Source organism: Thermopolyspora sp. NPDC052614 (genome assembly GCF_040678635.1).
In the GTDB taxonomy this organism is placed as follows: domain Bacteria; phylum Actinomycetota; class Actinomycetes; order Streptosporangiales; family Streptosporangiaceae; genus Thermopolyspora.
The window spans coordinates 569,870-594,069 of sequence record NZ_JBFATZ010000003.1; the positions used below are offsets into that span (position 1 = coordinate 569,870).

Annotated in this window: 23 protein-coding genes and 1 pseudogene; 12 read left to right on the forward strand and 12 right to left on the reverse strand. The window is 71.0% G+C overall.

Annotated features, from left to right (window positions below; translation table 11 throughout):
* Nucleotides 1-93: 93 nt before the first annotated feature.
* The 6 genes from AB0K60_RS09185 (at nucleotide 94) to katG (ending at nucleotide 7,291) form a co-directional block, all read left to right on the forward strand.
* Nucleotides 94-684 (forward strand): SIS domain-containing protein, encoded by a 591-nt coding sequence (locus AB0K60_RS09185; RefSeq protein WP_364050352.1) that lies wholly within the window; start codon nucleotides 94-96, stop codon nucleotides 682-684.
* Between the two features lie 9 nt (nucleotides 685-693).
* On the forward strand, nucleotides 694-2,124 hold the full coding sequence (rfaE2, locus tag AB0K60_RS09190) for a D-glycero-beta-D-manno-heptose 1-phosphate adenylyltransferase (RefSeq protein ID WP_364050355.1): 1,431 nt from the start codon (nucleotides 694-696) through the stop codon (nucleotides 2,122-2,124).
* Between the two features lie 93 nt (nucleotides 2,125-2,217).
* A complete protein-coding gene (locus AB0K60_RS09195; RefSeq protein ID WP_364050358.1) occupies nucleotides 2,218-2,472 on the forward strand; it encodes a hypothetical protein in 255 nt (84 codons plus the stop codon).
* A 114-nt stretch (nucleotides 2,473-2,586) separates the two neighbouring features.
* Nucleotides 2,587-4,434 (forward strand): transketolase, encoded by a 1,848-nt coding sequence (locus AB0K60_RS09200; RefSeq protein ID WP_364050361.1) that lies wholly within the window; start codon nucleotides 2,587-2,589, stop codon nucleotides 4,432-4,434.
* A gap of 129 nt (nucleotides 4,435-4,563) precedes the next feature.
* On the forward strand, nucleotides 4,564-5,004 hold the full coding sequence (locus tag AB0K60_RS09205) for a Fur family transcriptional regulator (RefSeq protein WP_364050364.1): 441 nt from the start codon (nucleotides 4,564-4,566) through the stop codon (nucleotides 5,002-5,004).
* A gap of 58 nt (nucleotides 5,005-5,062) precedes the next feature.
* Nucleotides 5,063-7,291, forward strand: coding sequence for a catalase/peroxidase HPI (katG, locus tag AB0K60_RS09210; protein WP_364050367.1), 2,229 nt, complete (start codon nucleotides 5,063-5,065; stop codon nucleotides 7,289-7,291).
* Nucleotides 7,292-7,491: 200 nt separating this feature from the next.
* On the opposite strand, the pseudogene AB0K60_RS09215 reads toward katG, so the two are convergent.
* Nucleotides 7,492-7,593: pseudogene (locus AB0K60_RS09215) on the reverse strand (Rho termination factor N-terminal domain-containing protein); the annotation flags it as partial.
* 19 nt (nucleotides 7,594-7,612) lie between these two features.
* Here AB0K60_RS09215 and AB0K60_RS09220 point away from each other — a divergent pair.
* Nucleotides 7,613-8,155, forward strand: coding sequence for a shikimate kinase (locus tag AB0K60_RS09220; RefSeq protein ID WP_364050370.1), 543 nt, complete (start codon nucleotides 7,613-7,615; stop codon nucleotides 8,153-8,155).
* Between the two features lie 394 nt (nucleotides 8,156-8,549).
* Nucleotides 8,550-8,774, forward strand: coding sequence for a hypothetical protein (locus AB0K60_RS09225; RefSeq protein WP_364050373.1), 225 nt, complete (start codon nucleotides 8,550-8,552; stop codon nucleotides 8,772-8,774).
* Nucleotides 8,775-8,810: 36 nt separating this feature from the next.
* Here the strand turns inward: AB0K60_RS09225 and AB0K60_RS09230 are convergent, their stop codons facing one another.
* From AB0K60_RS09230 to AB0K60_RS09240, 3 genes are read right to left on the reverse strand one after another with little or no spacing between them, the layout of a single operon-like run.
* Nucleotides 8,811-9,023: a DUF397 domain-containing protein gene (locus AB0K60_RS09230; protein ID WP_364050376.1), complete on the reverse strand. Its 213-nt coding sequence runs from the start codon at nucleotides 9,021-9,023 to the stop codon at nucleotides 8,811-8,813.
* A gap of 48 nt (nucleotides 9,024-9,071) precedes the next feature.
* A complete protein-coding gene (locus tag AB0K60_RS09235; protein ID WP_364050379.1) occupies nucleotides 9,072-9,257 on the reverse strand; it encodes a DUF397 domain-containing protein in 186 nt (61 codons plus the stop codon).
* Between the two features lie 5 nt (nucleotides 9,258-9,262).
* The gene (locus tag AB0K60_RS09240; protein WP_364050382.1) at nucleotides 9,263-10,093 is read right to left on the reverse strand and encodes a helix-turn-helix transcriptional regulator; all 831 of its coding nucleotides are present in this window, start codon (nucleotides 10,091-10,093) and stop codon (nucleotides 9,263-9,265) included.
* A 253-nt stretch (nucleotides 10,094-10,346) separates the two neighbouring features.
* Here AB0K60_RS09240 and AB0K60_RS09245 point away from each other — a divergent pair, with 253 nt between their 5' ends.
* A complete protein-coding gene (locus AB0K60_RS09245; RefSeq protein ID WP_364050385.1) occupies nucleotides 10,347-10,931 on the forward strand; it encodes an ATP-binding protein in 585 nt (194 codons plus the stop codon).
* A gap of 73 nt (nucleotides 10,932-11,004) precedes the next feature.
* Here the strand turns inward: AB0K60_RS09245 and AB0K60_RS09250 are convergent, their stop codons facing one another.
* From AB0K60_RS09250 to AB0K60_RS09280, 7 genes are all read right to left on the reverse strand, one after another.
* A complete protein-coding gene (locus tag AB0K60_RS09250) occupies nucleotides 11,005-12,186 on the reverse strand; it encodes an XRE family transcriptional regulator (protein WP_364050388.1) in 1,182 nt (393 codons plus the stop codon).
* Entirely contained in the window at nucleotides 12,173-13,009 is an 837-nt protein-coding gene (locus tag AB0K60_RS09255) for a hypothetical protein (protein ID WP_364050391.1), read from the reverse strand. The genes AB0K60_RS09250 and AB0K60_RS09255 overlap by 14 nt, the downstream gene beginning before the upstream one ends.
* Nucleotides 13,010-13,120: 111 nt before the next feature.
* Entirely contained in the window at nucleotides 13,121-15,385 is a 2,265-nt protein-coding gene (locus tag AB0K60_RS09260; RefSeq protein ID WP_364050394.1) for a glycosyltransferase family 39 protein, read from the reverse strand.
* Nucleotides 15,382-16,623 (reverse strand): bifunctional glycosyltransferase family 2/GtrA family protein, encoded by a 1,242-nt coding sequence (locus tag AB0K60_RS09265; RefSeq protein ID WP_364050397.1) that lies wholly within the window; start codon nucleotides 16,621-16,623, stop codon nucleotides 15,382-15,384. Before AB0K60_RS09265 ends, AB0K60_RS09260 begins: the two co-directional genes overlap by 4 nt.
* Nucleotides 16,624-16,751: 128 nt before the next feature.
* Nucleotides 16,752-18,140: a HAMP domain-containing sensor histidine kinase gene (locus tag AB0K60_RS09270; RefSeq protein ID WP_364050400.1), complete on the reverse strand. Its 1,389-nt coding sequence runs from the start codon at nucleotides 18,138-18,140 to the stop codon at nucleotides 16,752-16,754.
* On the reverse strand, nucleotides 18,137-18,841 hold the full coding sequence (locus tag AB0K60_RS09275; RefSeq protein ID WP_364050403.1) for a response regulator transcription factor: 705 nt from the start codon (nucleotides 18,839-18,841) through the stop codon (nucleotides 18,137-18,139). Before AB0K60_RS09275 ends, AB0K60_RS09270 begins: the two co-directional genes overlap by 4 nt.
* Nucleotides 18,842-18,933: 92 nt before the next feature.
* Complete coding sequence (locus AB0K60_RS09280; protein ID WP_364050406.1) at nucleotides 18,934-20,229, reverse strand: TIGR04013 family B12-binding domain/radical SAM domain-containing protein; 1,296 nt, start codon at nucleotides 20,227-20,229, stop codon at nucleotides 18,934-18,936.
* A 44-nt stretch (nucleotides 20,230-20,273) separates the two neighbouring features.
* On the opposite strand from AB0K60_RS09280, the gene AB0K60_RS09285 reads away from it, so the two are divergent.
* Both AB0K60_RS09285 and AB0K60_RS09290 read left to right on the forward strand, forming a co-directional pair.
* Nucleotides 20,274-21,095 (forward strand): aminotransferase class IV family protein, encoded by an 822-nt coding sequence (locus AB0K60_RS09285; RefSeq protein ID WP_364050409.1) that lies wholly within the window; start codon nucleotides 20,274-20,276, stop codon nucleotides 21,093-21,095.
* Nucleotides 21,096-21,255: 160 nt separating this feature from the next.
* Nucleotides 21,256-22,722, forward strand: a complete 1,467-nt coding sequence (locus tag AB0K60_RS09290; protein WP_364050412.1) for an NlpC/P60 family protein — start codon at nucleotides 21,256-21,258, stop codon at nucleotides 22,720-22,722.
* A 46-nt stretch (nucleotides 22,723-22,768) separates the two neighbouring features.
* On the opposite strand, the gene AB0K60_RS09295 is transcribed toward AB0K60_RS09290, so the two are convergent.
* The gene (locus tag AB0K60_RS09295; RefSeq protein WP_364050415.1) at nucleotides 22,769-23,608 is read right to left on the reverse strand and encodes an SAM-dependent methyltransferase; all 840 of its coding nucleotides are present in this window, start codon (nucleotides 23,606-23,608) and stop codon (nucleotides 22,769-22,771) included.
* A gap of 158 nt (nucleotides 23,609-23,766) precedes the next feature.
* Here AB0K60_RS09295 and AB0K60_RS09300 point away from each other — a divergent pair, with 158 nt between their 5' ends.
* Nucleotides 23,767-24,147: an MmcQ/YjbR family DNA-binding protein gene (locus AB0K60_RS09300; RefSeq protein WP_364050418.1), complete on the forward strand. Its 381-nt coding sequence runs from the start codon at nucleotides 23,767-23,769 to the stop codon at nucleotides 24,145-24,147.
* Nucleotides 24,148-24,200: the final 53 nt, after the last annotated feature.

A 24,200-nucleotide genomic window follows, 5' to 3' on the forward strand; every position in this document is an offset into this window, starting at 1 on the left:
TTTCCCTGTGGGGAGAAAACCACGTCCGATGGTGGTGACGAGCAAACTCCCCTGGCGCAGTTTGTTGTACAAATTGAGCGGTACTAGTCCGTCATGGAAGAGTGCATCGATCGACTGCAGACGGCGCTTGAGCACATCCGCCCCGCGCTCGCCACGATCGGCGCGTGGGGCGAGCGCCTGGCGTCGGTCCTGTACGCCGACGGCCGGCTGCTGGCGTGCGGCAACGGGGGCAGCGCCGCGCAGGCGCAGCACCTGACGGCGGAGCTGGTGGGCCGCTTCGAGAAGGAGCGGCGGCCGTTCTCGGCGATCCCGCTGCACGTGGACACCTCCTCGCTCACCGCGATCGTGAACGACTACCGGCCGGACGAGGTGTTCGCCCGGCAGGTGCGGGCGCACGGACGGCGCGGCGACGTGCTGGTCTGCCTGTCCACCAGCGGTGCGAGCCCGAACGTGGTCGCCGCCGCCGCGATGGCGCGCGAGGTGGGCATGACCACGTGGGCGATGACCGGCCCGGCCCCGAACGCGCTGGGCGCGGCCTGTGACGACGCGATCGCGGTCGAGGCGGCGGGCACGGCCACCGTGCAGGAGGTGCACCTTGTCCTAGTCCATGCACTTTGTTCCGTTTTGGACCAAGCCTCGGGGAGAAGCGGCTCCGATCCGTTTTCCTGCTACTTCTCCGGGTAGCCGCTTCTCATGATCGAGCGCTTCACGAAGCTGAAGGTCGTCGTCGTCGGGGACGTGATGCTCGACTCCTGGCTCCAGGGTCCGGCCACCCGCATGGCGCAGGAGGCCCCCGTACCGGTGGTCAGCGTCGAGCGAAGCGAGGACGCCCCCGGCGGCGCGGCGAACACGGCGGTGAACCTCGCCGCGCTCGGAGCGAACGTGCACATGCTGGGCGTCGTCGGCGACGACCCGCCGGGCGCGCTGCTCACCCGCGTCCTGCGCCGTCACGGCGTCACCGGGCTGCTCAAAGGCGACCGCCGCACCGCCGTCAAGCGCCGCATCATGGCCGGGCACCAGCTCGTCGCCCGGTACGACGAGGAGGACCGAAGCCCGATCCCCGACGACCTCGCCCGCCGGCTGATCGACCGGCTCCGCCGTCTCGCGCCCCGCGCCGACGTGGTCGTGGCCTGCGACTACGGCGCGGGCGTGTGCACCGAGGCGGTGCGCGCGGCCCTGTGCGGACTGCCGCTGCTGGTCGTGGACGCGCACGACGTGCGGCCCTGGGCGGACTGCCGCCCCACCGCCATCCTGCCGAACTTCGCCGAGGTGTCGCGGCTGCTCGGCGACGGCGCCCCCGCCGGGAACGGCGCCGCAGGCCACGCCGACCGGATCGGGTTCCTCACCCGCAGCTCCCAGCGGATCCTCGACTCGGCCCGCGCCGACATCGTCGTCACCACCCTCGACGGCGAGGGCACGCTGCTGCACCGGCGGGGGCGGCAGCCGTACCGGACCTATGCGGTGCCCGCCCCCGACCACATGAGCACCGGCGCGGGCGACACCTTCACCGCGGCGTTCGCGCTCGGCCTCGCCGCCGGCGGCACCCCGGAGGAGTCCGCCGACCTCGGGCAGGCCGCCGCCCGCGTCGTGGTGCGCAGGCCCGGCACGGCCGCCTGCACCCGGCACGAGCTCATCCAGGAGCTCGGCTCCGGCGGGCTCGCCGTACCGCCCGACATCCTGGTCAAGAAGGTGGCCGAGCACCGCGAGCAGGGCGATCGCGTGGTGTTCACCAACGGCTGCTTCGACGTGCTGCACCGCGGGCACGTGGCGTGCCTGGAGGAGGCGCGGTCGCTCGGCGACGTGCTGATCGTCGCGGTGAACGCCGACGCGAGCGTGGCCCGGCTCAAGGGGCCCGACCGTCCGATCAACGCCTGCGAGGATCGCGTGGCGGTGCTCGCGGCGCTCGACTGCGTGGACTACGTCGTCGTGTTCGACGAGGACGATCCGGGCGAGCTGATCCGGCTGGTGCGGCCGGACGTGTACGTCAAGGGCGGCGACTACCACCCCGACCTGCTCCCCGAGGCGGAGCTGGTGCGCGCGCTCGGCGGCACGGTGCGGGTGCTGGAGTACGTGCCGGACCGCTCCACCACCGCCATCGTCAATCGCATCCGGGAACGCACATAGGGGCGGGCGGCGGGGGTAGTGGGAGGTCTCCTATCGCCTAGTGAACCGAGATGTCCGCTTCATATGTCCGCCAGCCCATTTTTGGAGGCGACCATGAGCCAGATTCCAGAGGAACGCTCCGAGACCGGCAAGCCGATGGTCCCCGCCACCCCGCGCGACGTCGTGCACATCCGGCTCGGGTCGTTCGTCCTCCTGTTCACCCTCGCGTTCGGAGCGTTGGCGTTCGTCATCGGCGCACCGGTGCTCAGCATCGTCCTGTGGGCGATCGCCCTGTTCGTGATCATCGACATCGTCCTCGCCGTACGGCGGCAGCGCCGCATGGGCGGCAGCGCGGACGGGCTCGAATAGCCGACGACGATCCCGACGAAAGGGATTTCTCAGCCTGCGGAGCCGGTCTCCTGGCACCGCCGTGCCCCTGGCCCGCCGCTGAACCGAACGAAGACCCGAAGGAGTGAGGACCCGATGGTCGTCGAGGATCTGGAATTCCTGTGCGAGCTGGCCGCGCAGTTGCGCGTGGACTCCGTCCGCGCCTCCGCCGCGGCCGGGTCGGGGCACCCGACCTCCTCGCTGTCCGCGGCCGAGCTGATGGCGGTGCTGCTCGCCCGCCACCTGCGCTACGACGTCGACGACCCCGGCAATCCGGCCAACGACCATCTGATCTTCTCCAAGGGCCACGCCTCGCCGCTGTACTACGCGATGCTCAAGGCGGCCGGGGCGATCACCGACGAGGAGCTGCTGACCTTCCGGCGGCACGGCAGCCGGCTGGAGGGGCATCCTACGCCGCGGCTGCCGTGGGTGGACGTGGCGACCGGGTCGCTCGGGTTCGGGCTGCCGGTCGGGGTGGGTCTCGCGCTGACCGGGCGGCGGCTGGACCGCCTGCCGTACCGGGTGTGGGTGCTGTGCGGGGACAGCGAGCTCGCCGAGGGGTCGATGTGGGAGGCGTTCGAGCACGCCGGGCACGAGGGGCTGTCGAACCTGACGGCGATCGTGGACGTCAACCGGCTCGGGCAGCGCGGGCCGACGCGGCACGGCTGGGACCTCGCCGCGTACGCGGCCCGGATCAACGCCTTCGGGTGGCACACCATCGAGATCGACGGGCACGATCCCGGGCAGATCGACTTCGCGCTCGCCGACGCGGCGATGTCGCGGCGGCGGCCCACCGCGATCATCGCGCGTACGCGCAAGGGCATGGGGGTCTCGGCGGTCGAGGACCGCGAGGGGTTCCACGGCAAGCCGCTGAAGGACCCCGAGCAGGCGATCGAGGAACTGGGCGAGGTGCGCGAGATGGTCGTGCGGGTCGCGCCGCCGCCGGAGTCGTCGCGGGGGCCGCATCGGTTCGTCGGCGGGCCGTATCGGGGGCCGGCGTACGAGATCGGGGGCGTGGTCGCCACGCGGGACGCGTTCGGGGCGGCGCTTGAGGCGCTCGGGTCGGCGCGCGGGAACGTGGTGGCCCTCGACGGGGAGGTCGCGGACTCGACGCGGACCGAGGCGTTCGCCGGGGCGCATCCGGAGCGGTTCTTCGAGTTCTACATCGCCGAGCAGCAGATGGTGGCGGCGGCGATCGGCATGCAGCGCCGCGGCTGGGTCCCCTATGTGGCGACATTTGCCGCTTTCTTCACCCGCGCGTACGACTTCGTGCGCATGGCGGCGATCAGCCGGGCCGATGTGCGCCTGGTCGGATCCCATGCCGGGGTGTCCATCGGCGCCGACGGCCCCTCGCAGATGGGGCTGGAGGATCTGGCCGCGTTCCGCGCCGTGCACGGCAGCACGGTGCTCTACCCGTGCGACGCCAACCAGGCCGCCGCGCTCACCGCCGCGATGGCCGACATCACGGGCGTCTCGTACCTGCGCACCACCAGGAACGCCACCCCGGTCATCTACCGGCCGGGCGAGGAGTTCCCCGTCGGCGGCTCCCGGGTCCTGCGCGGCTCCGGGCGCGACGTCGTCACGATCGTCGCGGCGGGCATCACCGTGCACGAGGCGCTCGCCGCCGCCGACGCGCTGGCCGGGGACGGCGTGGCGGCGGGGGTGATCGACGCGTACTCCGTCAAGCCGCTCGACGCGGCGACGATCCGGGAGGCGGCGGACCGTACCCGGCTCGTCATCACGGTGGAGGACCACTGGCCCGAGGGCGGCCTCGGCGACGCCGTGCTCGACGCGCTCGCCGACATGGACGCCAAGGTCGTCAAGCTGGCCGTACGGGTCATGCCCGGCTCGGCGACCACCGAGGAGCAGCTCAGGGACGCGGGCATCGACCACGCCGCCATCCGCGAGGCCGTCCACGACCTGCTGGCCGTCGCCACGTCCTGACGCGCGGGTTTTCTCACAGGGCGAACACGCCGTCACGGTCGGTGGTCCGCCCGCGCCGTGCGAAGATTGTTTCCGCCACGCGACATCTCATTCTTGACTGATTCCAGAAAATGGGCCAGTCTGTGCGACGTGGCCACAAGCTCGGACTTCCAGCAGATGTTGCGCGGCGCGGCGATGCGCGTGACCCGGCCCCGGGTCGCGGTGCTTCGCGCGGTGTACGCGCATCCGCACGCCGAGACGGATGTGATCATCCGTGCCGTGCGTCAGGAACTTCCCGAGGTCTCCCACCAGACCGTCTACGACTCGCTGCACGCGCTGACGGCCGCGGGGCTGGTGCGCCGCATCCAGCCGTCCGGCTCGGTGGCGCGGTACGAGTCGCGCGTGGGCGACAACCACCATCACATCGTGTGCCGGTCGTGTGGTGTCGTCGCCGACGTGGACTGCGCGGTGGGCGAGGCGCCGTGCCTGGACGCGTCCGACGCCCAGGGTTTCACGATCGACGAGGCCGAGGTCATCTACTGGGGTCTGTGCCCTGACTGCTCGACGGCCACCGCGCAAGGCCGTACTTAAGCTTCTTTGCCCTATTTGCCGATAAAAATACCGCGATGCCCAGTCCGGAAGGATTCCCATGTCCGAGAACCATGACGCGATCGTCACAGACGCCAAGTCGGAAGGCGAAGGCGGCTGCCCGGTGGCACACCGCGCCCCGCACCCCACGCAGGGCGGCGGAAACCGGCAGTGGTGGCCGGATCGGCTCAACCTGAAGATCCTTGCCAAGAACCCGCCGGCGGCCAACCCGTACGGTGAGGACTTCAACTACGTCGAGGCGTTCAAGAGCCTCGACCTGGCGGCCGTGAAGCGGGACATCGCCGAGGTGCTGACCACCTCCCAGGACTGGTGGCCGGCCGACTTCGGGCACTACGGCCCCCTTATCATCCGCATGGCGTGGCACAGCGCGGGCACCTACCGCATCCACGACGGCCGCGGCGGCGCCGGCGCCGGTCAGCAGCGCTTCGCGCCCCTCAACAGCTGGCCGGACAACGCCAACCTGGACAAGGCCCGCCGCCTGCTGTGGCCGGTCAAGAAGAAGTACGGCAAGAACCTGTCGTGGGCCGACCTGATGATCCTCGCCGGCAACGTGGCCCTGGAGTCGATGGGCTTCAAGACCTTCGGCTTCAGCGGCGGCCGCGAGGACGTGTGGGAGCCCGACGAGGACGTGTACTGGGGCCCGGAGACCACCTGGCTCGGCGACGAGCGCTACACCGGCGACCGGGAGCTGGAGAACCCCCTCGCCGCGGTGCAGATGGGCCTCATCTACGTCAACCCGGAGGGCCCGAACGGCAACCCCGACCCGCTCGCCGCGGCCCGGGACATCCGCGAGACGTTCCGCCGGATGGGCATGAACGACGAGGAGACGGTCGCCCTGATCGCGGGCGGCCACACCTTCGGCAAGACCCACGGCGCGGGCCCGGCCGAGAACGTCGGCCCCGACCCCGAGGCCGCCCCGCTCGAGCAGATGGGCCTGGGCTGGAAGAGCACCTACGGCACCGGCAAGGGCGGGGACACGATCACCAGCGGCCTGGAGGTCACCTGGACCACCACGCCGACCAAGTGGTCCAGCAACTTCTTCTGGAACCTGTTCGGCTACGAGTGGGAGCTGACCGAGAGCCCGGCGGGCGCCAAGCAGTGGCGGCCGAAGCACGGCGCGGGCGAGGGCACCGTCCCCGACGCCCACGACCCGTCGAAGCGGCACGCGCCGACGATGCTCACCACCGACCTCGCGCTCCGGTTCGACCCGATCTACGAGCCGATCTCCCGGCGGTTCTACGAGAACCCCGACCAGTTCGCCGACGCCTTCGCCCGCGCGTGGTACAAGCTCACCCACCGCGACATGGGCCCGATCTCCCGCTACATCGGCCCCGAGCTCCCGGACGAGGTGCTGATCTGGCAGGACCCGCTGCCCGAGGTCACCCACGAGCTCGTGGACGCCGACGACATCGCGGACATCAAGGCCCGGATCCTCGCCTCCGGCCTGTCGGTGTCCGACCTGGTGTACACCGCGTGGTCGTCGGCCGCGTCCTTCCGCGGCAGCGACAAGCGCGGCGGCGCCAACGGCGCCCGCATCCGCCTGGAGCCCCAGATCAACTGGGAGGTCAACGACCCCGACCGCCTGCGGAACGCGCTGCGCGTCCTTGAGGAGGTCCAGGAGGCGTTCAACGCCGCCCAGACCGGCGACAAGCGGGTGTCGATCGCCGACGTGATCGTGCTCGGCGGCTCCGCCGCGATCGAGAAGGCCGCCAAGGACGCGGGCTTCGATGTCGTCGTGCCGTTCACGCCGGGCCGCGCGGACGCGACCCTTGAGCACACCGACGTGGAGTCGTTCGTCGCCCTGGAGCCGACGTACGACGGCTTCCGCAACTACGTCGGCAAGGGCCACCGGCTCGGCGCCGAGTACCTGCTGCTCGACCGCGCCAACCTGCTCAACCTGTCCGCCCCCGAGATGACCGTGCTCGTCGGCGGCCTGCGCGTCCTCGGCGCCAACTACAAGAACACGCCGCACGGCGTCCTCACCGACACCCCCGGCGTCCTCACCAACGACTTCTTCGTCAACCTGCTCGACATGGGCACGACCTGGAAGGCGACGAGCGAGGACGCCAACCTCTTCGAGGGCCGCGACTACGCCACCGGCGAGGTCAAGTGGACGGGCACCCGCGCCGACCTCGTCTTCGGCTCGAACTCCGAGCTGCGCGCCCTCGCCGAGGTGTACGCGAGCGACGACGCGAAGGAGAAGTTCGTCAACGACTTCGTCGCCGCGTGGAACAAGGTCATGAACGCGGACCGGTTCGACCTGTCCTGATCACAACCTGTCCTGATCACAACCTGTCCTGATCACGACCTGTCCTGATCACAACCTGTCCTGATCACAACCTGTTTTGATCACGGCGTCCGGCCGACCGGCCTCTCCGGTCGGCCGGACCTCTTTTCTGACCCTCGGCTCTTCCATGAACCGCGCCGCACCGGTCGTATTTCCGCTGGACCGCGTAGCGGGCACGAGGATCAGCGGGCCTTGGCGGTGGCTTGGCGATTCGCCTTCTTGATGGCTTCGACGAGCTCGTCCTTGGTCATCTTGGAGCGGCCCTTGACCCCCAGCCGGGTGGCGGGGGCAGAAAGGATCAGGATGAAGCGGCTGCTGACGTACGTCCCAGGAGAGACCCCGATCGTGGTCGTCGGCCTGATGGGCGCCGGCAAGACCACGATCGCCAACCTGCTCGCCACGGCCCTCGACCGGCGCGTACGCGACAGCGACGAGGACCTGTCCGAACGCTACGGCATGACCGCCGCCGAGATCGCCGCCCGGCACGGCGCCGACATCCTTCACGACCGCGAGGCGGCCCTGCTCTGCTCCGCCCTGACCGAACGCCCCGCCCCCGTCATCGCCGCCGCCGCCAGCACCGTCGAGAACGCCAAGGCCCGCAAGGCCATGGAGTCGGCCGCCGTCGTCTTCCTCGACGGCCCACCCGAGGTCCTCGCCCAGCGCATGCTCTCCAGCGGCCACCGTCCCCACTACAAGGACGACCTCAAGCTCATGCTCATCGAACAGCGCGCCCGCCGCCTCCCCGCCTTCCAGGCCGTCGCCGACTTCGCCTTCGACGTCTCCGCCTCCCCGCCCGAACGCATCGCCGCCTCGATCCTCACCGCCCTCGAAGGCGACAGACCCTAGAGACCAAACCCCCTGAAGCACATGCCCTAGACCACATGCGCCCGAAAGCACGCCGAGGGCCCCACCGAGTCGGTGAGGCCCTCGTACGCTCGCGTACCGGTGTGCGTGTCGCCTCGCGGCGAAGGCTCAACGCGGCTCCAGCCGAACGGTAGTCCGCGAAGGCAAATTAGGTGAGGCCCGGGGACACTGAGCACACCGGCCACGTCTATCACAACCAACAACGGTCCCCACATGTTCCCGCCCCGCGCGACAAATTTTCGCGCCGTACCCCCAACGACTGCCGCGACGCCCGCATCCCCACCGGCACGGGGCGTGTCCAGCCAAGACCGTGCAATCCCGGCGAGCGGTCGACGAGTACGAAGTCGGCCGTCGTCGTGTCGGTGTCGTCGCGGCGATGAGTTTCGCTGTGCCCACGGGTCTACATTCCGACCGGGAGAACGTGCTCGGCGTCGGGAAGAAGGTGTTCGACGGTGGCGCGGTGCCCACGAACGTCACGCTCCTCGAACCGCCGGTGGCCAGCACGAAGGGCACCGTGTACCTGCGCTACGGGCTGGCCGATGGGACGCCTGGGACCGGGGACATGAGCGCACCCGACCGCGGTGTCGGTCGAGGCGACTGAAGCCGCCTCGCCAGGTGGGTCGGTGAGGAAGAGTTGTCAGAGTTGTGGATTGGTTTGCCCGCTTCTGACGCTCTGGAGGAAGCCCTTCCACTCCTCGAATGAGAACAACAGGGCAGGGCCGGCAGCATTCTTGCTGTCGCGGAGAGCCACAACCTTCGAGATCACGGCAACCTCTACGCAGTTCCCGCCGTTCTCCCCGCTTCGAGAACTCTTCCTCCACCTCACCGCGATCAAGTCCAAGTCGGCCAATGCATCACCTCCCTTGCCCAGGCAGGGTGGTCAGAGTTGTGAATCGGGCTATCCGCGCATCACGGTGTACAAGAAGTCCTTCCACTCATCCCGGGTAAACATCAGGACAGGACCGGACGGGTTCTTGCTGTCACGGACGGCGACCGCATTCGCAAGCGCGGCAGCTTCGACGCAGTTCCCGCCCTCCTCGCCGCTATGGCTGCTCTTTCTCCAGACCACTGCCGCCAGATCCACCTGAATCACATTTTTGCCTTCCACTGGTCTTGGGCCTCTCTGATTCGGTTGAGCGACTCCGGAGCACGGTGCGCCTCGGACCTCAGTTTGTCATACCTATCCCAGACGTGACAGACATGGTCATGTTCGCACGAAACCACTCCTCGTTCCAGCGACTCCACCGATACCACGGTTGGCGAGTCGGGCAGCTCGGCGAGGATGAAGCCCGACGAGTAGCCCACTGTGCATTGTGTGTCTGAAGGGACCAACTGAATCGTTATATTTGGCCGTTCAGCCATGGTCGCGAGATGAGTCATCTGTCCGAACATGACCTCTGGTCCGCCAATCCGGCGGTGCAATACGCCTTCTTCGATGAGCGCCCAGACTACGGGAGGGTTGTCACCTTCGAGGATCGACTGGCGTCGCATCCGCGCGGTCACCTTCGCCTCAATCTCATCCATGCTCTTGGCCAGTCCTCCGGCGAAGAGAGCTCGCGCGTAGTCCTCGGTCTGGAGCAGGCCGGGGATCAGTAGGGGATCCCAACTGCGGAGGGCCCTGGCACGAGGCTCGACTTCGGTTGACCAGCGGATGTACCAGCCTGGCGCTGCACCCGCTGAGGCGATGTGGCGCTGGAGGCGGGTGAAGTGGTCGTCGGTGCCGAAGTAGGCGTCGCAGCGTCTGGCGAAGTCGGCGCTGGGGTTGCGGGCGGCGAGTTCGACGTGGGCGACCAGGGAGGACGAGCACTCCAAGTGTTTGCTGAGTGCCACTTGGGACAAACCCGTATCTTTCCGGATTCGCGCTAGTTCGCGGCCGAAGCGTTGGGCCGGCGTCAGGCGTGGGTCGATGTCGTTTGCCATGATTTTCCCCGAAGCCTTCGGTACGGGGTGCACGCGTACTCGCGGGTTACTACGCATAGCCCCAGCACGTGAAAATCTTTGTGCGCCATCTTGCCGACTACTCTCGGGCTTGACAAGCGCTTTACCCGCAGGATTCGAAGTGTCGCGGGCATCCGACGGACAACTGTTGTGAAATTTGGGCAATGCGCCCGAATTTCATATGTCGAATACCGATCGGGAGGTTACCGGATGAGCGACACAGGTGATCATGCACATGGTGGTCGCAGTAGCGCGAGCGGTGGGTTGCCGGGAGCGCGGCGGCCCGGCGTACCAGGCGGGAGAACTCGTGAGCGGCTTCGGTGGGAGCGTCAACGGTCGGTTCGTGAGCTGCGTCGCCCTTCCGGCGATGGCGTCATCGGTCGCGACGGCGCGCGTGCACACGCGGGCGCTTATGGAGAAATGGGACCGGATGATCGTGGTGGACGATGCCGAGGTGGTCGTCAGCGAGATGGTGACGAACGCGATCAAGGCGATCAACATGATTACCGGGCCGGTCGGCTATCCGGAGCTGTACGACCGGCTTGAAGTGATTTGTCTGTGCCTTTTCCTCGACGGGGACGACCTGGTCGTCGAGGTGTGGGATCCGAAGCACGAGGCTCCGAAGCGGCGGGACGTCGATGTCTATGACGAGGGCGGGCGCGGCCTGTGGCTGATCGAGTCGTTGTGCGCGGGCTGGGGCGTGCGGTGGCCGCCGACCGGCGGAAAGACGGTCTGGGCGCGGCTCCCCTGCTCCGGCGGACGGCGGCTCGCGGATGGGCGGGCGAAGACACCGCCGGACCGGCGGAGCGAAGCGGTTTGATCGAGCGGATCGAGCTGCGGCGCAGCAGGTCGCGGGCGCGCGGGGGCGGGAGGCCAGAGGAGATCCGGCTTGGCTATGGCACCAGGCGGAGCGTGGGGCGGGGGTCGGGGAGGCCCAGGAGTTCGCGTACGCGGGCGGGAGGCCAGGCGAGTTCGGCGGCGAGGACGTGCTCGGTGAGCCCGGTCTCCCTGGCGGCCAGGTCGAAGGCCTGGCGCAGGAGGATGGGCTGCTCGCCCGGGTAGAGGCTGACGGGTTCGCCGGTGAAGCCGGGCTGGCCGCGCAGGGACTTCAGCCGCTGGTAGGCGCGCCCGGCCGAGGAGTCGGAGAGCAGGCCGAGTTCGCGGCAGCGGTAGAGCAGGGAGTCCACCGAGACGCCCCACACGTCGCGGAGCTCGGCGAGACGGCGCAGATCGGCGCGGCCGGGCAGGCGCGGCAGGATGCTGTCACGCGGCGTGAGGAACTCGGCGGCGAAGGCGTCGGCCTCGCGTTCCTGCTGGCTGTCGCCGGGCGCGACGTCGCCGTGCAGCACCAGGTGGCCGAGTTCGTGGGCGGCGGTGAAGCGGTGGCGGTGGATGTCGTCGAAGCGGTTGGCCGTGAGGACCACGACGGGCCTCGGCAGGTGCGAGGTGGAGAAGGCGTCCACGGTGTCGGCGTCCGGGTCGGGCGGCGGCACGACCACGACGATGCCGTGCGCCTCCATGTGCCGCACCAGGTGGTGAATCGGGCCGGTGCCGAGGTTCCAGCGGGCGCGCAGGGCGCGGGCGGCCTGCGCCGGGTGGCCGGGGGTCTCGACGTGGACCTCACCGCCGGAGAAACCGGGCAAATCCACGGCGGGCAGCCGTACCCGGCGCTCCAGGGCGTGGGTCAGCTCCCACACCTGCTCGACGAACGCGACCGCCTTGGCCCGCTGATGCGCCCGCGTGGAGCGCAGGCTGCGGAAGTGCGCCATCGACCCGTCGAGCTTGCCGTGCGGGCGCCCGGACAGGAAGAACGCCGCCGGTACGGCGAGCGCCTCGGCCAGCCGCGGGATCAGCTCGGGCCGGGGCCGGGTCATGCCCGTCTCGTACTGCCCGACCGCCGCCGCCGTCACCCCCACCCGCTCGGCCAGCTCCTTCTTGGTCAGCCCGGCGAGCAGCCGGGCCTGCGTCAGCCGCGCCTGGTCGAACGCGTCCGCGACGACCTGCGGGCTCGGCCCGCCCGTCGGCGTACGCCCGCCCGGGACGCCGAACAGCGGGAGCTGGTCATCGACGCTCATCGCCGCCGACAGCCGGAATCTCTCGTGCCTGACCGGCGTCCATCGAGGCGGGCTCCTCGCCCAGCGGGAACCCGCCCGGCGCGACCGCAGGGCGGGAGGTCATCGCAACGGTCGGCATGCGCCCGCCGTCGCCCGCCCCAGCAACACCGGCGGCGGCATCGGCGTCGACGACGGCGAGATGCCGTCCGCTGTGCGGCACGGGGATCAGCAGCGGTATGGGCTCATGGTGCGTCCACCGGATGCGGCCGAACTCGTCGATGAGCTCGGCCTCGCCCCAGTAGACGTTGAACAGCCCGGCCTGCGCGTTCCCCGCGTAAGCGATCAGCACCAGGTGAGTGCTGTCGGGAAGCTGTTCGAGCGCGGGCCGCAGCGGCGCCAAATCGGTCTCGTCCTCGGCGAACAGCGCCAGCGCCTCCTGCTCGTACGTCGGCTCCGGGCTGAAGCGGCGAAACAGCTCGCGGATGAGCCCGGACACCCGCCGGTCCCCGACGCGCGCCTCGGAGATGGGCGTCCGCCCGTCCTTGGAGTACCGAAACGGAAACAGCAGGTTGCCGTCGACGATGGTCAACTCGTGCGGCGATCCGTACGGGCGGACGAATTGCACGTCCGACCGGTTGCCGAGCCGGGCGGCGATCGTCTCGTACCGCCGGGCCATGAGCGTGGCGCCATAGGCGTACTGCTTGTCGCTACGAGAGGACCGCTGCGCGTCCTGCGCATCGTTCATCGCCTCGACGAGCGCCTCGGCGACCGCCTGCCGCACCTCGTCGACATGCTCGCCGAATCGCGCGTACGCCCAGTCGGAAAACGGCCGGTGCACGCCCATCTTCGCCTCCACCCCGCCACGGTCACTTTAGTTTCTGGCACTCTACTCCCACCAGCGCTCTAGTTGACCTCCCTCTCCCGCCCCGACTCGGTGACCGGCCCACGCGACGCGTCACTCCGATGAGCCCGCCAGCCTGTAGAGGGTCTGGCCGGTGTCGTCGGTGCCGCCGTAGTCGGCGGCGTCGACGCGGGTGCCGTTGGCCTCGATCCACTCGGTGACCTCGTCGCCGCCCCGGTCGGGACCGCCCCGCCCGCCGCCCACGAGCACGTATCGCAGTTCGCCGGAGGCCGCGTACCCCTTGAGCTTCTCGACGGTCATCGCGGGGTCGCCGCCGGTGAAACCGCCCATGGCGATGACCGGCTCGCCGCCCGTGGCCAGGATGATCGACGAGGCGCTCTGGGCGCTGCCGACGGCCACCAGCCACCTGGCGTCGCCCCGGTTGGCCCTGAGATAGGCGATCAACTCGTCGCTCACACCCCCATTGGGGCCGCCGCCGAAGCCGGATCCTCCCGGGCCGCCGGGAGTCCGCCCCACCGCGTCGCCCACGCCCTGCCCTGGCGCGGCGTCTCCGCCGCTCGGCAGGCGGCGAGGAGAACCACCCATCCGGTCACCGCCGGCAGCCGGGTCGCCGGGGAAGCCCATGCGGCCCAAACCGCCGCCGCCCGCCGGGCCTGCCGTCGGGTTGGTGCCGTTGACCCCGCCGGACAGCGGCGTCATGGCGTACGCGGCCGGGCCGGCGAGTCCCGCGAACACGACCGCGACCAATGTGACCGCCGTCAAGCCCGTCGCGAGCCGGTCGCGCGGCCGTACCAGGATCAGGCCGATCACCGCCACGACCGTGGCGCCCGCGACCGCCCAGGGCAGCCAGGGCACCCAGTCCGGAGTACGGCGAAGCACCGTGAACGCCCACGCCCCCGTGATCACGACGCCCGTCGCGAGGACCCACGTCCAGGCCCGCGACCGGCGGGAGGCCCGCCACGCCAGGAGCCCGCCGATGCCGGTCACCGCGCCGACCGCCGGCGCCATGGCCGTCGAGTAGTACGGATGGAAGGTACCGGAGGAGAAGCTGAAGATCGCGAAGTGGACTCCGAGCCACCCACCCCACAGCAGCAGCGCCGCCCGCGTCAGGTCGGTACGCGGCCGTCGCCCGATCAACACCGATCCGGCGACCAGGGCCACCGCGGCGAACGGAAGCAGCCAGGAGATCTGGCCCGCCATGATGTCGTTGAACAGCCGCCCCGCACCGGCCTCGCCCCCGAAGCCCGCCCCGCCGCCGCCCGGGCCGCCCTGGCCGAACACCCGGCCCAGCCCGTTGTAGCCGATCACGAGGTCCCATACCGTGTTGTCCTCGCTCCCGCCGACGTACGGCCTGCCGGACGCGGGCCACAGGTCGACCACGACCATCCACCACCCGCTCGACACCACGAGCGCGACCCCGGCCACCAGCAGCCGACCCAGCCGCCGCGCCACCCCGCCAGGCGCCGCGTACAGGTAGACGGAGGCCAGCGCGGGCACCACCAGGTACGCCTGCAGCATCTTGGTGTTGAACGCGAACCCCACGAGCACGGCGGACGCCACCAGCGTGCGCACCCGGCCGGTCCTGACCGCCTCCCCGCAGCACCACGCCGCCGCGACCAGCAGCAGCACCAGGACCGTGTCGGGGTTGTTGTCCCGGTTGATCGCCACGGTGATCGGCGTCAGGGTCATCACGACGGCCGCTACCAGCGCCGCCGCGCAGGCCCCGGCCCGATCCAGGACCGGCCCGCCGCGCCATGCGCCGGGCTCGGCCCCGGCGGGCCCCGCGACGCCGCCGGTGAGGGCACGCCGTACCGCCGAATAGACCAGACCGACCGCGGCCACCCCCGCGACCGCCTGCGGCAGCAGCATGCTCCACGCGCCGAACCCGAAGATCCGCGCGGACAGCCCCATCACCCACAGCGCGAACGGCGGCTTGTCCACCGTGATGAACGACCCCGAGTCGATGGCGCCGAAGAAGAACGCCTTCCAGCTCTCCGTGCCCGACAGGATCGCGGCGGCGTAGTACTGGTTGGCGTACCCGTTGCCGCCAAGCGCCCAGGTGTAAAGCACGGCCGCCACCGCGAGCACCGCCCACAGCGCCGGTCGAGCCCAGCGCGGATCCTCCGGCGGGCCGAACAGGAGCCGCCCCGGCCCTCGGCGGCGCGCGGCGTGACGGCCCGCCCTGGCTTCCACGGCCGCCGTCTCCGGCCCGGTGTCCCGGAACGGCGAGCGCCCGCCCCCGGCGGCCTCGTCCTGATCGCGGTGACCGCCGCGCCGATCGGAGCCACCGGCGCCGACCGGCGCGACGGCCACGACCGGGATCGGCCCGCAGCCCGCATACGAGTCGCGCGAGTTCATCGGATCGGCCCTCCAGAGCGGCGAGGGTGGAACACCCAAGCACGAAGCAGAATGAATCTGACCACGGTGGCCACGCCGTTGGCCGCCACGACCGCCACCAGCTCGGTGAGCCGGGAGGCGGTGCCGGGCAGCAGCGCGAGCATCCCGCTGGTCAGCGCCAACCCGGTGACGAACGCGACAAGCCCCTCGAACTGGTGCCGGACCGCGCCCGCCGCGCCCGTGACGCCGAAGGTGAACCTCCGGTTGGCGGCGGTGTTGGCGATCGCCGTCACCAGCAGCGCGACCGCGTTCGCGGCGAACGCGGGCAGCCCGCCGCGCAGCAGCCAGAACAGGACCACGTACGCCAGCGTGCTGATCACGCCGATCCCCGCGAAGCTGAGAAGCTGGCGCGCCAGCCCGCGCGGCTTGCCCTTCGCCCCGCGCGCGGGCACCGGAACGCGGGCCGCTCCCGACAGCGCGGCCCGAGCCACCCGCCACATCCCCTTGAGATCGTCCAGCGCGGTCCTGACGATGTCCACCCGGCTGTCGGGGTCGTCCACCCAGTCCACCGGCACCTCGTGAATGCGCAGGCCGTGACGCTCGGCGAGGAGCAGCAACTCGGTGTCGAAGAACCACTCCTCGTCCTCGACCGCCGGCAGCAACGCCTGCGCGACCTCGGCGCGTATCGCCTTGAACCCGCACTGGGCGTCGGAGAAACGGGCGCCCAGGGTGCCGCGCAGCAGCAGGTTGTAGACGCGCGAGATGAACTCCCGCTTCGGCCCGCGCACCACCGTCGAGCCCTTCGACAGCCGGGTGCCGATCGCCACGTCGCTGTGCCCGGACAGCAGCGGCGCCACCAGCGGCAGGAACGCCTCCAGGCCCGTGGACAGATCCACGTCCATATACGCCACCACGTCGGCGTCGCTCCGCGACCACACCGCCCGCAACGCCCGCCCCCGCCCCTTGCGGTCCAGGCGCACCGCGCGCACCTGGGGAAGCGCGCCGGCGAGCCGTCCGGCCACGGCCCAGGTGGCGTCGGTGCTGGCGTTGTCCGCGATGGTGATCCGGAAGGCGTACGGGAAGGTCGCGGCGAGATAGTCGTACAGCTTGCGCACGCTGTCCGCGAGCACGCGCTCCTCGTTGTGGACGGGCACCACGACCTCGACCAGCCGCGTACGCGGCGGCGCCTGCGCGAGCCGGGCCGATGACCGGCCGTCCCCTCCCGGGTGGACCCCGGTGAGTTGTTCATCCGCTTTCATGCCCGCCACGCTCCACGGCCACCGTTGAACGACTCTGAGGCGTTCATGAAGGCCGGATGAGAAAATGCGTCGGCAGGCCGCGTCGAAGCCGGGCTGGGCGCGCCCGTCGCCTCCGCCGCACAGACCGATCAGAGACGGCCGGGCGTCGCGGAACCGGGCAGACGCACCCGGGCCAGCGTCCCCCCGCCCGGCGCGCCGGCCAGCTCGACCGTGCCCCCTGCGTCCCGTACGGCCTGCGCCACGATGGCCAGGCCCAGCCCGGAGCCCGGCATGCCACGCGCCGCCGGGGACCGCCAGAAGCGCTCGAACACGTGCGGCAGGTCCTCCTCCGGTATGCCCGGCCCCTGGTCCCGCACGACGAGTTCGGCCGTGCCCGCGTCGGTGGGGGCGAGCCGTACCGTGATCGTGCCGCCCGGCGGGCCGAACTTGACCGCGTTGTCCAGCAGGTTGACGACCGCGCGTTCCAGCGACGCCTCGTCGGCGTGGACGTACCACTCCCGCAGGTCCGCCTCGAAGCGCGACCCGCCCCCGCGCAGCCGTACCCGCCCGAGCGCCGCCTCGACCACGTCGTGCAGCCCGACCACCTCCGCGGCGCCGGCCGCCCGCACCGGGCGGGACAGTTGCAGCAGGTCACCCACGAGGTCGGACAACTCGGCGAGCTGGGCCTTCACGTTGACCAGCAGCCGATGCCCCGCGCCGGGCGCCAGCTCCCTGCCGGTGGCCGCGCTGCGCAACAGCAGATCCACGTTGGTACGCATGCTGGTGAGCGGGGTGCGCAACTCGTGCCCGGCGTCGGCGATGAGCCGCTGCTGACGCTCCCGCGCGGCGGCCAGCGCGGCCGTCATCGCGTTGAACGAGCGGCTCAGCCGGGCGATCTCATCCTCGCCCTCGACCGGAATCCTGACCCGCAGGTCCTCGGTCTGCGCGATGTGCTCCGCGGCGGCGGTGAGGTTCTCGACCGGCCGGAGCGTGGTACGGGCGATCACCGTCCCCGCCGTCGCGGCCACGGCGACGCCGAGGGTGGCCACGCCCGCGAGCAGGATCGCGATGACCCGCAGCGTGTCGGTCACGTCGCCGTACCCGCGCCACTCGCTGACGGCCAGCCCGGCCCCCACATTCCGGGTCATCACCCGAACGGACTCCCCGTCCTCGGTCACCCCGTCCCGGATCACGAGCGACCCCGGCGTACGGGCGACCTCGGTGTCCACCTCGGTCACCCGCACCCCGGCCCGCCCGGCACGGCACGGCGTCCCGTCCGCCTTGACGAACTGGACGGGCCTGGCGAAGTCACGCGACCACTCGTCCGGCGGCGGCGGACGCCCGCAGGTCTCCACGATGGGGGCGGTGTCCAGGTCCTTCGGCGGCCCCGAGTGCCGCAGCGACGCGTCGACCTGCCGCATGAGCTGGCCCTGGACGATGAACCAGCACCCCAGGGCCGCCGCCGCGATCGCGACCGCTACGGTGACCGCGATCACCGCCGTGAGCCGCGGCCGCAGGGCCCGCCGCGCCCCGCTCATCGCGGCGCGTTCCGCAACACGTAGCCGACGCCGCGCACGGTGTGGATCAGCCGTGGCTCGCCGCCCGCCTCGGTCTTGCGCCGCAGGTACATCACGTACACGTCGAGCGAGTTCGACGACGGCTCGAAGTCGAACCCCCACACCTCGCCGAGGATCTGCTCGCGGGTCAGCACCTGGCGCGGATGCGCGAGCAGCAACTCCAGCAACAGGTACTCGGTGCGGGTCAGTTCCAGGACCCGATCGCCCCGGACGACCTCGCGGGTGGCGGTGTCCATGCGCAGATCGCCGTACGCCAGCACGCCGTCGTCGGCTGGGACGCTCAGCGCCCCCCTGCGCAGCAGCGCCCGCACCCGGGCCAGCAGTTCGTCCAGCTCGAACGGTTTGACCAGGTAGTCGTCCGCCCCCGCGTCGAGCCCCGACACCCGGTCGCCGACCGCGTCCCGGGCGGTCAGCATGAGCACCGGCACCTGATCACCCCCCGCCCGCAACCGGCGGCACGCGGTCAGCCCGTCCAGCCGCGGCATCATCACGTCGAGCAGCACCGCGCCGTACGTCCCCCGCGCGAGCAGTTCCAGCGCCTCCGCACCATCCCCGGCGAGATCCACCCGGTAGCCCTCGAACTCCAGACTGCTCCGCAACGCCTCACGCAACGCCGGCTCATCGTCCACCACCAGCAGCCTGGCCGCCGCACCGTCGCCCATTCCCCCAGGCTAGGGTCCGCACATGAGAACTCGATGAGAGCCCGCGGATGGCCACTCCCGCGTTCGGCGTCGCCCCGACGATACGGTGGCCGCTATTCGCCGGTACGGCGACGGCGGGCGCGGCGCGGGTATGCCTTGGCGGTCTCGGCGAGGCGTACCGCGTGGTCGGCCTGTTTGCGCCAGTGGCCGTAGGCGTCGCCGCGCTGGGCGAGGCGGTCGAGGTGGCGCATGGTGTCGAGGGGGATGAAGGCGGGGTCGGCGTCGCGCCATGGGGTGCCGGGGAGGGGCATGAAGGTGTGGGTGTGGATGCGGGCGCCGAGGTCGGTGAGGTCGGCGGCGAGGCGGAGGGAGGACTGGAGGTCCTCCTCGGTTTCGCCGGGCATGCCGAAGATGAAGTCGACGTTGGGGCGGAAGCCGTGTTCGACGGCGATGCGGACGGCGTCGCGTACGGGCTGGACGCCGTGGCCGCGGCCGGCGGCGGCGAGCACGCGGTCGGAGCCGGACTGGGCGCCGATGATCACGTTGTCGTTGGCGACGTAGCGTTTGAGCAGGCGCATCGCCTCGGGGGTGACGTGCTCGGGTCGGATCTCGGAGGGGAAGCTGCCGAAGAAGACGCGGCCGTTCGGGGGGAGTTCGGCGCGGACGGTGGCGAGGAGCTCCTCGACCGCGTCGAGGGACGGGTCGGGGCCGGGTGAGCCGTACGACAGGCAGGTGGGGGTGATGAAGCGGACGTCGCGCAGGCCGTGGTCGGCCATGAGGCGCACGTGCTCGCGGACGCTCGCCGGGGAGCGGTGGCGGAATCTGCCGCCGAACATGAAGGGGGTCTGGCAGAAGCGGCAGGTGTAGCGGCAGCCGCGGGTGATCTCGATGGGGCCGAAGTGGCGGCGGCGGCCGGGGAAGGACGGGAAGGCGTCCAGCGGGAGCTGCGGGGCCGGTGGGGTGCGCAGGGCGACGCCGTCGGCGTCGCGCAGGGCCAGGCCGGGGACCGAGGTGAGCGGGGTGTCGTCGCGGAGGGCGGTGACGAGGGAGACGATCGTGGACTCGCCCTCGCCGATCGCGGCCAGGTCCCAGCCGGAGTCGAGGATGTGCTGGGGTTCGGCGGTGGCGTGGACGCCGCCGGCGATGTGCAGGACGTGGTCGCCGTCGGCGATCCGGCGGACGGCGGCCAGTTCGGCGGCCATCGCGTCGGCGTCCGGGGAGTAGAACGACCACAGCACGAGCACGCGGTCGGCGTCGCTCGCGGCGATGTGGGCGGCGGTCTCCTCGGGGGTGCCGCCGAGGAGCGTCTCGCAGTCCACGGCGGCGGTGTCGAGGGCGGCGAGCAGCGCGTGTACGCCGTACGTCACGGCCTTGCGATAGCGGACCACCACGGTCACGTCCGATGCCACACACGGAAGGGTAGTGGGCGGGCGGGCATGCCATGATGCGGGTTATGGCGGTGGAATCGGGTGAAGTGGGCGGTTTGCCGGTTGAGGTGGCGATGGTCGGTACGGCTCCCGCCACCGCGGAGGAGCTGTTGCGGCCGGCGCTGGTCAACTACGGGCACTACACGACGATGCAGGCCAGGGGCGGGCGGGTGCGGGGGCTCGCGCATCATCTCGATCGGCTGGACGGGGCGAATCGGGAGCTGTTCGGCACGGGCATCGACCGGGAGCTGGTGTGCGACCGGCTGCGGTGGGCGTTGGATCGGGTCGCGCCCGAGGTGACGGTGCGGATCACGGTGTTCGATCGCGGCGGTTCGGCGACGGCGGGGGTGGGGGTCGCGCCGGAGGTGCTCGTGACGACATCCACACCGATATATCCGGATTTTTCGCCTATGCGGGTGCGCTCGGCCGTCCATCAGCGGGTGCTCCCCCACCTCAAGCACATGGGGACGCTCGGGCTCATGCACGAGCGGCGGATGGCCCGCCGCGACGGCTTCGACGACGTGCTCTTCACCGACGCGGGCGGACGGGTGTCGGAGGGCTCGATCTGGAACGTCGGCTTCTTCGACGGCGAGCGGATCATCTGGCCCGACGCGCCGATGCTCACCGGGATCACCATGCGCCTGCTCGGCGAGGCGCTCGACGGCCGCTGCGAGTTCCGGGAGATCCGGCTGGGGGATCTGCCGGAGTTGCGGTCGGCGTTCGCGGTCAACTCGATCACGCCGGGCCGTCCGATCGCCTCGATCGACGACGTGCGTTTCGCGGTGGATTCGGATCTGATTGCACTTTTATCCGAAACGTACGATTCGGTTCCCTGGGATCGTCCCTGACGTCTCCGGCGCACCGGTCGGCTCGTACCAGTCGGCTCGTAGCAGTCGGCGCGGTGCGGGCGCAACCCTCTTAAGCAATTGGTACTGATGGGGACAATTTCCACTCATGTGGTGAAACATGCGTGCTTTGACAATTGTCCCCGTCCCTCGGAGCTCGTTCGTGAACACCGACCCCGTCAGCATGCCCGCCGACCGCCGCGCGAGCCGATCGCCCCGTTCGCGCCGATCGCTGGGCAGGATGCTCGTGCCACTGCTGCCGCTTCTGCTGGCGCCGCTCGGGGTGGGGGCGTCGCCCGCCGCCGCGCAGGCGGAGCAGGTCTCAGTGAAGCAGGGTTCGGTGGTACGGCAGGGCGTGCCGTGCTCACCCGGGGAGTTCGTCGCGCTCGCGCCGACGCCCGGCGGCGCGGGGTACTGGGTGGCCGGAGCCGACGGCGAGGTCACGGCCTTCGGCGACGCCCCTCTGTACGGCACGGCGTCCACGACGGGCCCGAGCGCCCCGGTCGTCGCGCTCGTGCCCAGCGCCACGGGCAAGGGGTACTGGCTGGTCGGCCGCGACGGCCAGGTCGTGTCCTACGGGGACGCCGCCAAGGCGGCCGCCGGGCCGTCCGACGCCTCGTCGGCCGCGCCCGTCGTCGCCGCCGCGCGGGCCGGAACGTCCGGAGGTCTGTGGCTGGCCGCCGCCGACGGCACCGTACGGGCCAGGGGCGGCGCCGCCCTGTACGGCTCCGCCGCCGGAACCGGCCTCTCCCGGCCGATCAGCGCGATCGTCTCCAGTCCGAGCGGCAAGGGCTATTGGCTGGTGGCCCAGGACGGACGCGTCCTCGCCTTCGGCGACGCCCGCCCGATCACCGGCGACGCCGCCCTCCCGCCGTCCCAGCCGGTGGTGGCCGCCACGCGCGCCGGGAACACCCACGGCCTCTGGCTGACCACCGCCGACGGCGCCGTCCACGCGCGGGGCGACGCCCCGGCCCCCGGCGCCCCCGCCGGATCCGGCCAGGTGATCGGCATCACGAGCACGCCCACCGGCTCCGGCTACTGGCAGCTCACCCGCGACGGCGCGGTCCTGACGCACGACGCCCCGTTCTTCGGTACGGCCGAGCCCTCCTGCGAGGCCGACCTGCGGACGGCGGCGAACGCCAGGGCCAGGCTCGTGCCGCTCGCGCAGAGCATCATGAACGGCCAGGCGCAGCCGCCGTGGCCCGGTGGGGCCGTGCCGTACTCCTGGGGAGGCGGGCACGGGCGCGTCCCCGGCCCGTCCAAGGGCACCTGCACCGGGTACACCGGCTCGATCCGCCCCTGCCCGGCCGACAAGACCGTGGGCGTGGACTGCTCCGGCCTCAGCAGATGGGTCTACCGGCTCGCCTTCGGCTCCGACGTGCTCGGCGCGGGGAACACCAACAGCCAGGTCCGCAAGCTGACCCGCGTCACCGCGGCCAACGCGCTCCCCGGCGACCTGGTCTACTTCGGAACGATCAACTCGCGCACGATCAACACCCATCACGTCGGCGTCTACATCGGCAACGGCCAGATGATCAACGCGGCCCGCACCGGCACCTTCGTCCGCGTCGACAAGCTCGCCGGCCGTACCGTCGCCGGCTACTACCGCTACCAGCCGTCGGCGTCTTAACCGTTAACCGGGGCGTCCTGACCGCAGCGTCCTGACCGCGGCGTCCTCAGCGGGCCCGGCCGACCCCGCCGAGGACGCCGCCGGGCTTCAGACCGGGGTCGATGTACGGGTCGTCGTTGCGCCAGAACTGGACGGGGACGACGCCGGGTTCGATGAGCTCCATTTGGGAGAAGTACGATTCGACCTGCTTCGCGGTGCGGAGTCTCATGGAGCCGAGCCTGGTCCTGTTGTAGACCTTCGCGGCCTCCTCCTGCCTCTCCCCCGGGGCGGGCGGCGTCTCGGTGTAGGCGTGGGTGATCACCAGGTACCCGCCGGGCGGCAGTGCCTCGCGGAGGACGGCGACGATGCGCTCCACCTGCGCGTCGTCGGGGAGCAGGTGCAGGATGGCGGCGAGCAGGATGGCGAACGGCCGGTCGAGGTCGAGGTGGTTGCGCACCTCGGGGGCGTCCAGGATGCTCTGCGGGTCGGTCACGTCGCCGTGCACGGCGATGGTGCCGGAGTTGTCGGCGAGCAGGGCGCGCGCGTGGACGAGCACGACCGGATCATGGTCCACGTAGACGGTTTTGGCGTCCGGGGTGACCCGCCGGGCCACCTGGTGGACGTTCTCCTGGGTCGGCAGCCCCGCGCCGATGTCGAGGAACTGCGTGATCCCGGACTCGACCAGGTACCGCACGGCCCTGCCCAGGAAGGCGCGGTTGGCGCGGGCGATGTGCCGGACGTCGGCGCCGTGCCGCGCGGCGATCTTCATTACCTCCTCGGCCGCCTCGCGATCGGCCGCGAAGTTGTCCTTACCGCCGAGGTAGTAGTCGTACATCCGGGCCACGTTCGGGACGGTCGGATCGACACCTCGCGGTGCCGGCTCACGGTCCAACTCGGCCATCTCCATCCAGCAGTAAAGATCTTATTTCAGATGATAACCGAACTGACAGTGAAAGATCATGGAATAACCCCAGTGAGGGGTATTTGCCGGAAATAGTCGCGCCGTACGCCCGACGCACGCCGACATGCCTTTCGAACGCACGATCGATGTCCTATGGTGGCGTCGTGGACCCGCTCGAGACCCTTCGCCGCCTGTGCCGCGCGCTGCCGGAGACGACCGAACGGCTCAGCCACGGCGAACCCACCTGGTTCATCCGCGACAAGAAGACGTTCGTCACCTTCGCCGATCATCACCATGACGACCGTGTCGCCTTCTGGTGCGCCGCGCCGCCCGGGGCCCAGGAGGCGTTGGTCGCCTCGGCGCCCGACCGGTTCTTCCGCCCGCCGTACGTCGGCCATCGGGGCTGGCTCGGCGTCTACCTCGACGTCCCCGTGGACTGGGCGGAGATCGAGGAGATCGTCACCGACGCCTACCGGACGGTGGCCCCCAAGACCCTCGTCGCACGCCTCGACGCGCAGCCGCAGGCCGCGCCGGGTCCGGCCTGAACGGCTCAGCCCCCATCACCCAGGCCGCTACCCGGACCACCCGGGCTACCCGG

Excerpts from the sequence above, each read along its gene's own strand:
- AB0K60_RS09185 (WP_364050352.1), top strand. The coding sequence starts at position 94 with ATGGAAGAGTGCATCGATCGACTGCAGACGGCGCTTGAGCACATCCGC.
- rfaE2 (WP_364050355.1), top strand. The coding sequence starts at position 694 with ATGATCGAGCGCTTCACGAAGCTGAAGGTCGTCGTCGTCGGGGACGTG.
- AB0K60_RS09195 (WP_364050358.1), top strand. The coding sequence starts at position 2,218 with ATGAGCCAGATTCCAGAGGAACGCTCCGAGACCGGCAAGCCGATGGTC.
- AB0K60_RS09200 (WP_364050361.1), top strand. The coding sequence starts at position 2,587 with ATGGTCGTCGAGGATCTGGAATTCCTGTGCGAGCTGGCCGCGCAGTTG.
- katG (WP_364050367.1), top strand. The coding sequence starts at position 5,063 with ATGTCCGAGAACCATGACGCGATCGTCACAGACGCCAAGTCGGAAGGC.
- AB0K60_RS09220 (WP_364050370.1), top strand. The coding sequence starts at position 7,613 with ATGAAGCGGCTGCTGACGTACGTCCCAGGAGAGACCCCGATCGTGGTC.
- AB0K60_RS09225 (WP_364050373.1), top strand. The coding sequence starts at position 8,550 with ATGAGTTTCGCTGTGCCCACGGGTCTACATTCCGACCGGGAGAACGTG.
- AB0K60_RS09240 (WP_364050382.1), bottom strand. The coding sequence starts at position 10,093 with ATGGCAAACGACATCGACCCACGCCTGACGCCGGCCCAACGCTTCGGC.
- AB0K60_RS09245 (WP_364050385.1), top strand. The coding sequence starts at position 10,347 with ATGGTGGTCGCAGTAGCGCGAGCGGTGGGTTGCCGGGAGCGCGGCGGC.
- AB0K60_RS09250 (WP_364050388.1), bottom strand. The coding sequence starts at position 12,186 with ATGAGCGTCGATGACCAGCTCCCGCTGTTCGGCGTCCCGGGCGGGCGT.
- AB0K60_RS09255 (WP_364050391.1), bottom strand. The coding sequence starts at position 13,009 with ATGGGCGTGCACCGGCCGTTTTCCGACTGGGCGTACGCGCGATTCGGC.
- AB0K60_RS09260 (WP_364050394.1), bottom strand. The coding sequence starts at position 15,385 with ATGAACTCGCGCGACTCGTATGCGGGCTGCGGGCCGATCCCGGTCGTG.
- AB0K60_RS09265 (WP_364050397.1), bottom strand. The coding sequence starts at position 16,623 with ATGAAAGCGGATGAACAACTCACCGGGGTCCACCCGGGAGGGGACGGC.
- AB0K60_RS09270 (WP_364050400.1), bottom strand. The coding sequence starts at position 18,140 with ATGAGCGGGGCGCGGCGGGCCCTGCGGCCGCGGCTCACGGCGGTGATC.
- AB0K60_RS09275 (WP_364050403.1), bottom strand. The coding sequence starts at position 18,841 with ATGGGCGACGGTGCGGCGGCCAGGCTGCTGGTGGTGGACGATGAGCCG.
- AB0K60_RS09285 (WP_364050409.1), top strand. The coding sequence starts at position 20,274 with ATGGCGGTGGAATCGGGTGAAGTGGGCGGTTTGCCGGTTGAGGTGGCG.
- AB0K60_RS09295 (WP_364050415.1), bottom strand. The coding sequence starts at position 23,608 with ATGGAGATGGCCGAGTTGGACCGTGAGCCGGCACCGCGAGGTGTCGAT.